Source organism: Anaerobutyricum hallii (assembly GCF_900209925.1).
Lineage (GTDB): Bacteria > Bacillota > Clostridia > Lachnospirales > Lachnospiraceae > Anaerobutyricum > Anaerobutyricum soehngenii.
In genome coordinates this window covers 467,195-480,484 of the sequence record NZ_LT907978.1, presented here as the reverse complement: position 1 = coordinate 480,484, position 13,290 = coordinate 467,195, and the positions used below count along the sequence as shown (strand labels likewise).

The 13,290-nt window shown below is 40.7% G+C and carries 12 protein-coding genes and 1 pseudogene; 9 read left to right on the top strand and 4 right to left on the bottom strand.

The window, feature by feature from the left end; all coding sequences use genetic code 11:
- The first annotated feature begins 38 nt into the window (after positions 1 to 38).
- The 3 genes from EHLA_RS02055 (at position 39) to EHLA_RS02045 (ending at position 3,819) form a co-directional block, all read left to right on the top strand.
- Entirely contained in the window at positions 39 to 2,288 is a 2,250-nt protein-coding gene (locus tag EHLA_RS02055) for an NB-ARC domain-containing protein (protein ID WP_096239135.1), read from the top strand.
- A gap of 130 nt (positions 2,289 to 2,418) precedes the next feature.
- Positions 2,419 to 2,811: an RNA polymerase sigma factor gene (locus EHLA_RS02050; protein ID WP_330400037.1), complete on the top strand. Its 393-nt coding sequence runs from the start codon at positions 2,419 to 2,421 to the stop codon at positions 2,809 to 2,811.
- A 24-nt stretch (positions 2,812 to 2,835) separates the two neighbouring features.
- Complete coding sequence (locus EHLA_RS02045) at positions 2,836 to 3,819, top strand: zf-HC2 domain-containing protein (protein WP_242970649.1); 984 nt, start codon at positions 2,836 to 2,838, stop codon at positions 3,817 to 3,819.
- 148 nt (positions 3,820 to 3,967) lie between these two features.
- Here EHLA_RS02045 and EHLA_RS02040 read toward each other — a convergent pair whose 3' ends face one another.
- Entirely contained in the window at positions 3,968 to 4,693 is a 726-nt protein-coding gene (locus EHLA_RS02040; RefSeq protein ID WP_096239133.1) for a helix-turn-helix transcriptional regulator, read from the bottom strand.
- 360 nt (positions 4,694 to 5,053) lie between these two features.
- Here EHLA_RS02040 and EHLA_RS02035 point away from each other — a divergent pair, with 360 nt between their 5' ends.
- The 6 genes and pseudogenes from EHLA_RS02035 (at position 5,054) to mobQ (ending at position 10,255) form a co-directional block, all read left to right on the top strand.
- Complete coding sequence (locus EHLA_RS02035) at positions 5,054 to 5,971, top strand: ParM/StbA family protein (RefSeq protein WP_096239132.1); 918 nt, start codon at positions 5,054 to 5,056, stop codon at positions 5,969 to 5,971.
- A gap of 3 nt (positions 5,972 to 5,974) precedes the next feature.
- A pseudogene (locus EHLA_RS02030) lies at positions 5,975 to 6,357 on the top strand (adenylate cyclase).
- Between the two features lie 22 nt (positions 6,358 to 6,379).
- Positions 6,380 to 7,096, top strand: coding sequence for a replication initiator protein A (locus EHLA_RS02025; protein ID WP_096239131.1), 717 nt, complete (start codon positions 6,380 to 6,382; stop codon positions 7,094 to 7,096).
- Positions 7,093 to 7,929, top strand: coding sequence for an ATP-binding protein (locus EHLA_RS02020; protein WP_096239130.1), 837 nt, complete (start codon positions 7,093 to 7,095; stop codon positions 7,927 to 7,929). Before EHLA_RS02025 ends, EHLA_RS02020 begins: the two co-directional genes overlap by 4 nt.
- Before the next feature lie 190 nt (positions 7,930 to 8,119).
- Positions 8,120 to 8,341, top strand: a complete 222-nt coding sequence (locus EHLA_RS02015) for a DUF3847 domain-containing protein (protein WP_096239129.1) — start codon at positions 8,120 to 8,122, stop codon at positions 8,339 to 8,341.
- A gap of 204 nt (positions 8,342 to 8,545) precedes the next feature.
- Positions 8,546 to 10,255 carry a MobQ family relaxase gene (gene mobQ / locus EHLA_RS02010; RefSeq protein ID WP_096239128.1) on the top strand — a complete coding sequence of 570 codons (1,710 nt, stop codon included), beginning with the start codon at positions 8,546 to 8,548 and terminating at the stop codon, positions 10,253 to 10,255.
- Positions 10,256 to 10,380: 125 nt separating this feature from the next.
- On the opposite strand, the gene phnX is transcribed toward mobQ, so the two are convergent.
- The 3 genes from phnX to EHLA_RS01995 are packed head-to-tail and all read right to left on the bottom strand — an operon-like array spanning position 10,381 to position 13,271.
- A complete protein-coding gene (gene phnX / locus EHLA_RS02005) occupies positions 10,381 to 11,148 on the bottom strand; it encodes a phosphonoacetaldehyde hydrolase (protein ID WP_173854252.1) in 768 nt (255 codons plus the stop codon).
- A 2-nt stretch (positions 11,149 to 11,150) separates the two neighbouring features.
- Positions 11,151 to 12,251 (bottom strand): 2-aminoethylphosphonate--pyruvate transaminase, encoded by a 1,101-nt coding sequence (locus tag EHLA_RS02000; RefSeq protein ID WP_096239127.1) that lies wholly within the window; start codon positions 12,249 to 12,251, stop codon positions 11,151 to 11,153.
- 24 nt (positions 12,252 to 12,275) lie between these two features.
- A complete protein-coding gene (locus EHLA_RS01995) occupies positions 12,276 to 13,271 on the bottom strand; it encodes an extracellular solute-binding protein (protein WP_197702347.1) in 996 nt (331 codons plus the stop codon).
- Positions 13,272 to 13,290: the final 19 nt, after the last annotated feature.

Genomic DNA, 13,290 nt, shown 5'->3' with positions numbered 1-13,290 from the left:
TGACATGTTTAAAAAATCATATCAGCGAAAGTAACCAGATGAACCAGCCTGAATTTTTATATGAAGTATTTGAGGATTTTATGGACAGCCCGGAAAGCAAAGATTTTTCTTTTGACAATGGGCTGGTCTGCCGGTGGATGACCGGACAGGCGAAGATCAGTCCCAAAATCTGCACTTACTATGCAAGACCAAGCAAGCAGGAAAAGCTGGCTGAAACGCTGCAGCATAATCTTATACCATTAATGACCGACTGTAACAAAGCACTGCAGGATGTTTATCTCCTGTTCATGCAGGATTCCACAATCTCCGAAGCAAAAAAGAAAAAGCTGGCATCCCTTTACAAGCCGATTGATTCACGGCTTCTCTTTCTTGCGAAACTGATCTCCTTTGGTATGGAACGCCAATTTATCAAACGGGACACCAGAAACCAAAAGCTGCTTGCAGGCGGCTCTCTTTCCCCGGTTATTCTGGATTACATCATGGACAGTGAAGTTCCCAGACCATGCCGTCATTTTCTTGGAAGAGAAAACGAACTGGACGGATTACATACAATGCTGGAAGAAAACAGCAAAGTATTTCTCTATGGAATTGCCGGGATAGGAAAGAGTGAACTGGCGAAAGCATATGCAAAGCAATACAAAAAATATTATACGAACATCCTTTATGTCGAATATTCCGGAGATTTACATCAGTCAGTTACAGATATGGATTTCAGTGACGATCTGCCGGAAGACAGTGAAGAAGAACGATTCCGGAAGCACAACCGTTTTCTCCGCTCTCTAAAAGAAGATACACTGCTCATCATAGATAATTTCAATGTCACTGCCACGCAGGACAGTTTTCTGCCGGTGGTTCTGAAATACCGGTGTAGGATTCTATTCACGACCAGAAGTAATTTTGACGGACACTGTATCCTGCAGTTAAAAGAGATCAGGGAACCAGCCAGCCTGTTTCAACTGGCAGCTGCATTTTATTCCGAAGCAGAAGAACACCAGACACTGGTGGAAGAAATCATAGAAACCGTTCACCGCCATACCTTTGCAGTAGAGTTGGCAGCCAAACTACTGGAAAATGGGATTCTACCTCCGAACCGCTTACTGGAAAAGCTACGGGAAGAAAAGGCATCCCTTGAAAATGAAGATAAAATCAGTGCCATCAAAGACGGACAAAACAGCAAGGCGACTTACTATAACCATATTCACACTCTGTTCTCCCTTTATTCCATATCCGTGGAACAACAGGAAATCATGCAAAACCTTTGCTTTCTGCCTCCTGCCGGTATTTCCGCTCGTATTTTTGCTGACTGGCTTGGATTAACTGACTTAAATGACATCAATGACCTGGTTGAAACAGGTTTTGTACAGGCAACTACACGGCATACAATTTCCCTGCATCCGATGATTCAGGAGATTGCTCTTTCAGAAACAAAACCTTCAGTCACAGACTGCCACACTTTGCTCGATTCTCTGCAAAAAATATGTCTGATGCATGGAACAGAAGTCAGCTATTATAAAAAACTGTTTCAGACAGTCGGGAATATCATACGGCTGATAGAAAAAGATGATCTGACCAAGTACCTGCTATTTCTGGAGGATGTCTTCCCATATATGGAGAAATACCGTTACAGGAAAGGTATGAAAGAGATTATCCTGGAGATGAAGCAGCTTTTGAAAGGGAATGAAAATGGAGCTGCTGCTACCGACCGTGCATTATTACTGGACTATCAGGCATGTATGGAAACAAAGCCGGAAAAAGCCATCAAACTGGAAAAAGAAGCCCTTGCCCAGATCAAAGAAATCACAGAGGGCAATGCCCACCTTGTCTCCAACCTTCATGCGAATCTGGGTGGTCTTTACCGCATGAATGGCCAAGCAGAGCATGCAAAAGAACACATGGAAAAGGGAATCTTCCTGCTTGAGCAGTACCAACTGCTTTATACCAATGACAGCATTCCCCAGATCAACAATTATGCTGCCTTATTGACAGAATTGCAGGAGCCGGAGCGGGCAATGGCTGTTCTCCGGAAACTTGCCCAGATCATCAGAGAATACAACTCCGATACCTGTCTGGACTATGCCCAGGTACAGGAATCCATGGGAAATATCTGCCTGATCACAGCAAATATCCCACAAGCTAAAATCCATTTCAAAAAAGCCATGAAGATTTATGAGAATGTCTGGGCTGATGAGCCGGAACTGATTGAAGAAAAATATCAGGAAATTCAGGAACTGTATCCGCAGGTAGGCATCGCACTGGCAAGGGGAATCCTGGCTTCCAAAAACAAATAATAAAATAAAATAGAAAAAATTTGTAACGAAACTATCCTTTCTCCGTCTAATCTATGTAAAAAGGAGGTGAACAGTTCTGGATTATGAGAAATTGTACAATTCATATTATCTGCAGGTTTACTCATATGTGATGACTATTGTAAAAAATCAGTCTCTTGCGGAGGAAATTACCCAAAATACTTTTTATAAAGCTATGACCGCAAAACACACATACGAAGGCAAGTCCAGCGAATTTACCTGGCTTTGTAGTATTGCTAAAAACCTTGCAATTGATGAATGTAGAAAAAATACTAAATATGCATCTTTTGATGAAGCTAGCTCTGAAGTATCTTTTGATATGGTAGATAATTATGAAGATCAAGACAAAGCTCTTCAGATCCATCTCATACTTCATGAACTTCAGGAGCCTTATAAAGAAGTATTCCAGCTTAGGGTATTTGGAGAATTATCATTTCACAGATTGGAACTATCTTTAGTAAAACAGAGAACTGGGCAAGAGTTACTTATCATAGGGCAAGATTAAAGATCAAAGAAAGGATGGATGAATATGAATAATAATCAAAATCAATGTGATATTGTGCAGGATCTTCTGCCACTTTATTATGACCATGCATGCAGCTTGGCAAGTTGCCAACTGGTAGAACAGCATTTAACTGACTGTCCCAAATGCAGAAATACTTATGAACAGTTAGCGAATAATACCATTAACACAGTTATCAAACAGGAATCAAAAGGAGTTCTTGCCCGTCACGCTCAAAAAGAACGGAATGCCGCTTTTAAAGCCGGCGTTGTTATAGCAGGTATCCTTCTTCTGCCAATCATTATTACCTTTATTGTATCTATGGCAAACGGAGGAGGACTTGGTGTATTTCTTGTGGTCACTGCATCCATGATGCTTGTTGCTGCACTTACTGTAATTCCTTTGATATCTTCACAAAAAAGAATTATAAAATGTATCCTATGCAGTATTGCCGCTTTATTGCTGATTTTCTTTTTCGTGGATGCCATGAATGGAGGCGGAGAATTCCTATATTGGTCAATCCCTACTTTATTCGGATTATCTGTAGTATTCTTCCCTTTTATAATACGAAATATCACTTTACCACCTGTTTTATCTGATAAAAAAGCTCTTATTACTATGATATGGGACACGTTATGGCTATATCTTACAATATTCATTGTATGTTACCGCTCAGGAATGGCTGAAATGAAAACAGGAAGCATTGTTGCATTCGTCCTTATGCTAGGTGTATGGCTCATTTTCCTCACAATAAGATATTTATCTGTAAATTCTTTCATCAAAGCCGGAATCAGTACTTTCTTGTGTAGTATATGGATGATTTTTTCCAACGATATCTGTACTTTTCTTATTGAACATAAAAGACAACTTACTATCAGTCACGTCAACTTTTCAAATTGGAGTACAGACATAAGTTTCAATGCAAATGTCTATGTAATAATTTTAATTGCTGGTGGATTAATCAGTGCTTGTCTTATTGGAATCGGTATAATCAAAATGAAAAAAAGGTAATCCTGGAAACAAAGACACTTCGGATGGCATTATCACACATTGTCATACGAAGTGTCTTTTATCACGTCTATATGACTTTTTCCCACTTTTGGGAGAAAGTTCTTTTAATTTCAGCAAATATATATTTGTTTGAATACTCTATGCAACATTATTCATATACGCTCTCATATATTTCTTTACCGTCTTTAATGATTTTACTGATATCTGTATTTACTGCACATAATTCTTTCTCTTGTTTTTCTGAAAGAGTATACTTGTACATTCCATATTCATCCAAATAGCAAATGCTATGATTCATTTTTCCTTCATTATCCCGTCCACTCCAGCGTATTTGGATATGCTCTCCATTCTCTACCGTATAGTAATCCAGAACTTCATTATGGAAATGAAGCACAAAATCGAAATAACCTGGCATTGATTGATTCGGCAACGTATAATAAGTTTCTTGATCAATCATTTTTTTATAATAACCTGCCTGCTCATCAAAACGAAATCCATTTATTTCCACACCATTTCTAAATTTAGCTTCCAAAGAGTTCTTGGCACTATTCCAAGCCATTCCCCAGCCTGCTGCACCAATCGCCAGTGCTATCACAATACACATTAGAATTAAAAGTATATTTTTCTTAAACCTTTCACTAAACTTTATTTGCTTATTCAATTTTTTTACCATCCTCGTGTCCTCCTTTAGCATAACATCCAGGGAGATATTAAATTCATCACTCATAAAAATCAGAGTTTCTAAATCTGGATAATTTTTTTCTTTCTCCCAATTTGATACAGTTTGTCGTGTAACATGAAAAATTTGAGCAAATTCCTCCTGTGTCATTTTTCTTTCTTTTCGTATCTCCGAAATTGTTTGTCCTAATCTCATATGTCCCTCCTTTCAGTATCCATTATGCTTTTTATTCTTTCAGATGGCTAGCAAGTCCTAATTGCATTGAATAATAAACCCTGCAAGTATTATTTACGTGTCATATTTTAACTTATCTCATGATAATTCTACAATTCTATAGCAGTTCAATGAACTCAAGTATATCACAACAGCATCCTTTTGAACACCTTCTCCTATGGTCATGTATCAATATAATGATATCTCTTTTTTCTCAATTCAAACTCAATTTCTTCTCAATGCCTTCCCTTTCTGATTTTTGTATGCTTATCCCACAGCAGGCCAGTACCACACCGGTACGAACTGCTGAGAAAATCAATACAAAAACAGGAGGGATTTTTTATGAGAGAAATCAGAAACACAAAAATCATTGCCGTGGATCATGGCTACGGCAACATTAAAACTGCCAACACGGTCACCCCTACCGGAATCACCGCTTACGAAACAGAGCCGATCTTTACGGGAAACGTTCTTGAATACAATGGAACCTATTACCGGATCGGCGAAGAGCACAAAGAATTTATCCTGGATAAGGCTATGGATGAAGATTATTATCTCCTGACACTGATGGCAGTTGCACGGGAACTGAATGTCTTTTCCATCCATGAAGCAGATGTCCATCTGGCTGCCGGACTTCCTCTGACATGGATCCGGAACCAGCGTGAGGCATTCCGCTCCTATCTGCTCCAAACCCCGGAAGTCCGCTTCTCATTTAACAGCAAAGACTATCATATCCGCTTTGTGGGATGCAGTCTTTACCCCCAGGGATATCCGGCTGTTGTGAAGCATCTGGGAGATTTTAAGGGAACCAATCTACTTGCAGATATCGGGAACGGAACCATGAATATCCTGTATATCAACAACAAAAAAGCACAGGAGAGCCGCTGCTGGACAGAAAAATTCGGGGTAAACCAGTGCATGATTGACGCAAAGAATGCCATTCTGGACAGGTTTGGAGTAAAAATCGAGGAATCTACTGTAGAGCAGATTCTTCGGTTCGGAACAGCTGATATTGCCGCACCGTATCTGGACTGCATTACAGCAGTTGCCAGACAGTATGTAGCTGATATTTTCGCCACACTCCGCAAATATGAATACAACCCTGACCTGATGCGGCTGTACGTAGTCGGCGGTGGAGGCTGCCTGATCCGGAATTTCGGAACGTATGACAAAACCCGTGTCACAATCCTTGATGATATCTGTGCCACAGCGAAAGGCTACGAATATCTGGCGCAGATGAGCCTGAAAAGGAGGGAATAGCCGATGCGAAACAATATCCGAAGCACAAATCTCCGCTTCAATCTGGAGAAAGACCTGCAAAGAAAAGCATGGAATATCTGCAGACCATGGACAAGCAGGAATTCAAATCCTACAGCCATGTAATTGCCCTCGCTCTGGTCGATTATTTTGACCGTTATTACCGCACACAGGAAGACCCTTATCTGGAAACAAGGGAACGGGAAGAACATTTTGTAAACCAGATCGTAGAGGCAGTGGAAAGGAGCCTGAAACAGGCACTTCCCCTCTTCCTCTCCGGTCTGACAGCAGGGATGGCACAAAGGGAGCCCCAAAACAGGGCATCCTTTCCGGCGCCGGAAGAATCTGGAGCGGAAGCAGATGTAGACTGGTATTTTCTCGGAGAATAACGGGAGGTAAGGAGGTGAACACATGACAGAATTTTTGACAACAGACACCAGCCTGCCGCCTTATATGGTATTTCCCCGATTCCTTCTGGATATGGAGCTGAATGAAACAACGAAACTGCTGTATATGGTTCTGCTTGACCGTGCAAGGCTTTCCCTGAAAAACGAAGGCTGGACGGATGAATCCGGTCATGTGTTCCTTTTCTTTACCATCGAATCCATGGCAGAAGTCCTCCACAAAAGCCAGATGACCATTAAAACATCCCTGTCCGCACTGGAAAAACAGGATCTGATCCTCCGAAAACGCCAGGGTGCCGGACATCCGAACCGGATTTATGTGAAATTCCCGGAAAAAGCATTCTGCCAGACAGACAACATTCTTTCCGTAAGACAGACAGAAAACTGTCCGGCTGACAGACAGGATTCTTTCCCTGAGACAGACAGAAAACTGTCCAGTAATAAGAAAGAGAGAAATAAGAACCATTTATCAAAAAGAGAGAGTCAGGAAAAGCGCTCTCCCTATGGAAATTTTCAAAATGTCTTCCTGTCAGAAAAGGAACTGGAAGAACTCAAACAGGCAGTCCCTGACTGGCAGGAGTACATCGAACGTTTATCCGGCTACATGGCTTCCACCGGAAAACAATACCTGAACCATGCAGCCACCATCATCAGCTGGGCAAGGCAAGACCATCCTCCTGCCCGGAAGAGAAATTACGAAAGCGAGGAATATGAAACATTATGAAAAAATTTACAGACGAATTTACAAATCAGTTTGAAAACAGGGAATTACAGAGGGATGAATATTTGAATGAATCCGACCACTTGATCTACTGCACAAAATGCCATACTCCAAGGCAGGGCAGATACACGCTGCAGGGCAGGGTATTCATGCCTCCCATTCGTTGTAAATGTCAGCAGGAAATCTATGACCAGGAAGAAGCCAAGCGGAAACTATCAGAAAAACAGGCAGAGATCGAGCGGATGAAAGCCAGCGGGTTACAGGATAAGTCTCTTTATGATTATACCTTTGAAAAAGATACCGGCATCAATCCGGAAATGCATCTTGCCCACAAATATTTAGAAAACTGGGACGATATGAAAGCCAGATCCTCTGGTCTTCTCCTCTGGGGAGATGTGGGTACCGGGAAATCTTTTTTCGCAGGTTGCATTGCCAATGCCCTTCTGGAAAAAGGTGTCCCGGTGCTGATGACAAATTTTCCCCGGATTCTGAATACCCTGAGCGGAATGCATTTTGAAGACAGGAACCAGTTTATCGACAGCCTAAACCGCTACAGCCTGCTGATCATTGATGACCTTGGGATTGAACGGAACTCTGAGTTTGCCCTTGAACAGGTATTCAATGTGATCGACAGCCGTTACCGCAGCAAAAAACCACTGATCGTAACGACCAACCTCACATTGGAAGAATTAAACAATCCAGCTGACATGGCGCACAGCCGAATCTATGACAGGATTTTGGAACGCTGTGCTCCCATCCGGATCAACAACCGCAATATCCGGAAAGACAATGCTTCTGCAAATTTACAGGAAGCAAAAAAAATATTGTTGCAATGACATTCTGTATCAAAAATAACAGAAATTGGTGCCACATGATACCCATAATCACTTAGCGGCGATACTGCTCTCTCCATTGATGCACATTGATTGAATGTATCGCTGCTATTTCCAGTAAAAATCAGTACCAGTTATGAAAAATCAAAACCAAAAAAGCCCGGAAACGGGCATAAAAAAGGAGGTGCCAGAAATGGCAGATAAAAAGACTATGATACCGGAAGAAAAAGCACTTTTGCAGGCAAAGCACCGACAGGAGGAAGCCGAAGCAAGAAACCGAAAAAAAGAACGGAATGTCAGAACACACAGATTAATCCAGGAAGGGGCTATTCTTGAAAGCGTTGCTCCGCATGTCCGGGAGATGAATTTAGATCTCTTGAAACGGGAACTTCTGATCCGGTTACGAGGGCTGTAGATACCGAAATTCTACTCCCGAAGGGCGCACTTACTCACCACATCGCGGTGGTATCCTTCCCGTTGGTCAGGCTCGTGCGCTCTGCCGAGGGCTATCCGCTGTTGCCGGCAGCACCGGCAACTTTTATTCAGTTTTGAATAAAACCAAAGTCCCATAAAAGACAAATTCAAATCATACACCATCACAGAAAGGAGGTTCATGCCTATGGCAATTTACCATATGGAAGCCAAGGTTGTCAGCCGGGGCTCCGGGCGGTCTGCAGTTGCCGCTTCCGCCTATATGAGCTGCAGCCGGATGTACAATGATTATGATGGCATCCAGCATGACTATACACGAAAACATGGGCTGGTATATCAGGAAGTGATGCTTCCACCAATGGCTCCACCAGATTGGAAGAACCGGGAGCAGCTCTGGAATGCTGTAGAAGCTGCTGAAAAAACAAAAGACAGCCGACTGGCGAGAGAATTTGTTGTGGCTCTTCCCATAGAACTGGATAACGACAGCAACATCTCTCTCCTTCGGGATTTTATTCAAAAGAACTTTGTAGATCTGGGAATGTGTGCCGACTTTGCCATCCACGATACTGACGGGCACAATCCTCATGCACACATTCTTCTTACTGTCCGTCCCTTGAACGAAAACGGGACATGGCAGTATAAAACAGAAAAAGAATATCTTTGTATAAAGGATGGTAAGGAAAAAGGATTTACTGCAGCAGAATTTAAAGAAGCACAAAAGAAAGGATGGGAGAAACAATACCGCTATCAAGCCGGCAAGAAGAAAATATATCTGACTCCATCTGCAGCACTGGAAAAAGGATATGAGCGTGTGGACAAGCATCCGAAAAGCACCCGATACGGCAGGCAAAATCCCATTTCCGAAAGGTGGAACAGCGAAGAGCAAATCTGTCTCTGGAGAGAAAATTGGGCAGAGGCTGTAAATAAAATGCTTGCCAAAAATCAGATACACGCATCCATCGATCACCGCAGCTTTGCAGATCAGGGAATCACCGAGCAGCCTACCATTCATGAGGGTTATATCGCACAGAATATGGAAAAGAAAGGTATGATATCCGACCGTTGTGAGATCAACCGCCAGATTCGTGCCGATAATAAAATGCTCCGGGAATTAAAAGCACAGGTTGCTAAGTTGGCACAGGCAGTGGAAAGATCTATTCCTGTCATTGCAGAAACGATGGAAGCCATCCGAAATCATATGATTTTTACTCAATATCATTTGCTTCACAATGAAATGCAAAAAGAAGTGATCCATGACTGGATGGAGCATTTTCATCCTATCCTGGATAAATACAACACAGTTAAGAAAAAACTCAAAGCAAAAATCACTGAAAAGAAAGAACTGAATTTACAGAAGGATAAAACCAGTATTCTAAATCCTATCCAGCATATAAGATTAAATCAACAGCTAACCACAGTAACGGAAGAAATAGAAGAACTGAAATCCCGGAAAGAGCAACTGATATTTCAGGCAGAATGTTCCACAGATAAAGACATGACCAATCTTTCCAAGAAATATGACCAGATGAACAAGAATCTGGAAATACTGGATTCTCAGGATACCACCCTCAAAGCAAAGCTCAAAAAAGATGCAGCGACTTTCCGTGAAGAATCATTTCTTCCGGAACCAGAGCAATATACAGAATTACTGGACACCCGAATCCAGATCCGTCCAGATTTTCAGAATAAGCTTATCGACCAACTCAAAACAACTTTTGGTAAATATTATGACTATCACCTCCGTGACATTGCAGCCGAAGAGGTAGACTATCTTAATGTGGAAGATCCTGATGTTTTCTCTCATCGGGCATGGGAACTGGAATATCAGAGGAAACAGGAAATGCTAAAAAAACAGCCTGTTCGAGCGAAGAAAAAATCACATGATATGGACTTATAGTTACAGTTCGAATAACTATCAAAAAATGAAAACCTTGACATTAAAATTTGTCAAGGTTTTCATTTTCTTGTATTTCTTCTAAATATTAACTTACTGATAAAATCACTATTACAATCAATAATAGCTTATAACAGTTCTAACAAACCACTGATATCTTTTATCACATAATCTGCCCCAGCTTCTTTATAAACATTCTCAACTCTTTGGCACTCTGCCACTCTCTCTTCTGATGATAAAGCTTGATACTCTTTTTGTGTGTACCCCATAACAGAGCTTCCTTCTATTACTCCTACTGTAATAACCCCTGCATTTTTACCTTCTTTAATATCTGAAACCGTATCTCCAACTTTTATAACTTTCTGTACAGAAGATACCTCAAGTTTCTCCATATTTTTGAAAATCATATACGGATACGGACGCCCCAGATTATTTACAGAATTTGGGCTGACCCATAAATCTGGGGTATAGCCATTTTCTTTTGCTATTGGTACTATAATATCCATCATTTCGTCCGTGTATCCTGTAGTAGAGCCAATCTTAATTCCTCGTTCCTTCAGCTTAGCTACCGTACCACAAACATATGGCTTAACATCAGCAAAATCCGGTAAAATTTCGAGTGTTTTTTTCTCCATGACTCGATAAATATTGTTTACATCATCTTCATTCCATGTACGACCATTCATTTCGACCCATAACTCACTTATTCGTTCCATTCCAAGCATAGTACGAATATGATCAATTTTCAACATCCCCATAGGCTTTCTTACTTCTTCTATGGTAGGTCTTATCCCATACTGCTGGAATGCTTCAATAAAAGACTGTACTGGAGCAAAACATCCATAGTCTACTGTAGTTCCTGCCCAATCAAATATTACAGCTTCAATTTGTTTCACTCTTACACCTCCTGACGTGTTTCCAAGAATTCTTTAAAAAGACTTACCACTTTCAAAATATCTTCTTCATATATCTCACCGATATTGCCAATTCGGAATGTATCCGCTTCAGTTACTTTTCCCGGATAAATTGCATAACCTCTTTCTTTTATAAAGTCATACATTTCCTGAAATGAAAAATTGCAATTTTCTGGATAAAAAAACGTAGTAATAATTGGTCCTTGATGGTCAGGACTGATATATGGACGAATTCCAAACTCTTTCATTTTCCTTATTAAAAGTTGATTATTATCCAGATATCTCTTTGCTCTTGCAGGAATACCTCCTTCTTCTTCCAATTCTTTTAAAGCCCGGGCAAAAGCAAGAACAACATGAGTCGGTGATGTAAATCTCCATTTTCCATCCGCTTCCATGGTTTTCCATTGATCATAAAGATCTAAAGACAGGCTACGAGCCTTCCCCCTACTCTCTTCTAGTTTATCCTTTTTACAAATGATAAATGAAAATCCCGGCACTCCCTGTATACATTTGTTTGCACTACTGATAATAAAATCAATCCCCATTCCAGGCACATCAATATCTACTCCGCCAAAACTTGACATCGCATCAACAATAAAAGTTTTTCCCGCTCCCTTAACAATCTGAGCAACTGCTTGAATATCATTCAGTATTCCTGATGTAGTTTCACTATGTACCATAGCAACATGCGTAATATCCGAATCTTCTTCCAACATTTTTTTTATTTTTTCAGCAGACGGAACCTGATTATAATGTTCGTTATAAATCACATATGGTATTCGATTATGCTTTGCAATTTCTTCCATTCTTTCTCCGTATGCTCCATTTGCTGCTATCAAAAGTTTTTCATTTTCTCCAACAACACTAGAAAGTACGGACTCTACTCCAAAAGTTCCGCTTCCCTGCATCAGTACCACTGTATAAGTGGTACTGTCTGCATGGGCAAGAGTTAAGAGTTGGTCTCTTATTTCCAACGTAATTTTCTTGTAATCATCATCCCATGTACAATGATCAAACAACATTTCCTGTTTCACAGTATCTGTCGTAGTCAATGGTCCAGGTGTCAATAATTTGTATGTTTTCATCTACCTAATGCTCCTCAATAAAATTTATTTACATTCCTCTGAAAGTGCCTGATGCTTTTTCAAAAGATCTACAGTAAGCTTCTCCGGGAATACTTTTGGATTACCAGATTTATTAGCGTCATCTACGTTCTCTCCGTCATACAGAGGAATTGGATATGTCTCCAAAAGTTCCTGTCTTCCATTTTTGATAATGCATTCTGCCATCTTCATTGCTTCCGGATTTGTATCATCATCTTTATCAATCACTGCTACAGACTCTGTCAATGTAAAGTTTCCTTCTGTCGGATCCACATAATCAATCGGAAGTCCTTCTTCTTTATCGGCAACTGCCTGGTGTCTAAGTCCAAATCCAATCGCAACCTCGCCTGCTCGTACTTTTTTAATCGGACCAGAGCCGGATTCTTCAATGTGTGCACCTGCATTCTCGTAAATACTTGTCAGAATATCTTTGGCTCCGTCCTCTCCATACTCGCTGATCAATGCTTGAACTAAGAGCCATGCAGTAGAGGAACTCTGAATATCTGTTACGGAAATCATATCTTTATATACAGGATCTGCAAGATCCTTAATAGATGTTGGAACAGGAAGATTATTTTCTTTCAAAACATCAGTGTTATAAATAATTGCTCCTTCCTGTGCTGTAATTGGTGTATAATAGGATGGGTATTCCTCAAGAGCACCAGTATCAAATTCCAAATCTTTGAACATATGATGTTCATCTTCTGCACTTTCCACATAAAAAGAACTCATTGTAATCAAATCTGCCTCAATATCTGCACCTTCTGCCAGAAGCTTTCCTCCAAGCTCGGATGTTCCAAACGTCTGCACTATGTATTTGTCTTTATACCCATTACCGTCCAGTGCATTCTGCATTGCTACTATGGCTTCATCATCTGCATTGGTATATAATATAACCTTTTCATCTGAAGAAGCCTCTTTGCTCCCACATCCTGTCAACACACCTCCTGCCAACAAGGTGAATGCCAATCCTAAAATTGCAATACTCTTCATTTTTTTCATTATAATTCTCCTTTCATTT

What these genes read in the sequence shown, in the direction of transcription:
- EHLA_RS02040 (WP_096239133.1), bottom strand. Translation starts at nt 4,693, where the DNA reads ATGAGATTAGGACAAACAATTTCGGAGATACGAAAAGAAAGAAAAATG.
- mobQ (WP_096239128.1), top strand. Translation starts at nt 8,546, where the DNA reads ATGGCAATTTACCATATGGAAGCCAAGGTTGTCAGCCGGGGCTCCGGG.
- EHLA_RS02035 (WP_096239132.1), top strand. Translation starts at nt 5,054, where the DNA reads ATGAGAGAAATCAGAAACACAAAAATCATTGCCGTGGATCATGGCTAC.
- EHLA_RS01995 (WP_197702347.1), bottom strand. Translation starts at nt 13,271, where the DNA reads ATGAAAAAAATGAAGAGTATTGCAATTTTAGGATTGGCATTCACCTTG.
- EHLA_RS02025 (WP_096239131.1), top strand. Translation starts at nt 6,380, where the DNA reads ATGACAGAATTTTTGACAACAGACACCAGCCTGCCGCCTTATATGGTA.
- EHLA_RS02000 (WP_096239127.1), bottom strand. Translation starts at nt 12,251, where the DNA reads ATGAAAACATACAAATTATTGACACCTGGACCATTGACTACGACAGAT.
- EHLA_RS02055 (WP_096239135.1), top strand. Translation starts at nt 39, where the DNA reads ATGAACCAGCCTGAATTTTTATATGAAGTATTTGAGGATTTTATGGAC.
- EHLA_RS02045 (WP_242970649.1), top strand. Translation starts at nt 2,836, where the DNA reads ATGAATAATAATCAAAATCAATGTGATATTGTGCAGGATCTTCTGCCA.
- EHLA_RS02050 (WP_330400037.1), top strand. Translation starts at nt 2,419, where the DNA reads ATGACTATTGTAAAAAATCAGTCTCTTGCGGAGGAAATTACCCAAAAT.
- EHLA_RS02020 (WP_096239130.1), top strand. Translation starts at nt 7,093, where the DNA reads ATGAAAAAATTTACAGACGAATTTACAAATCAGTTTGAAAACAGGGAA.
- EHLA_RS02015 (WP_096239129.1), top strand. Translation starts at nt 8,120, where the DNA reads ATGGCAGATAAAAAGACTATGATACCGGAAGAAAAAGCACTTTTGCAG.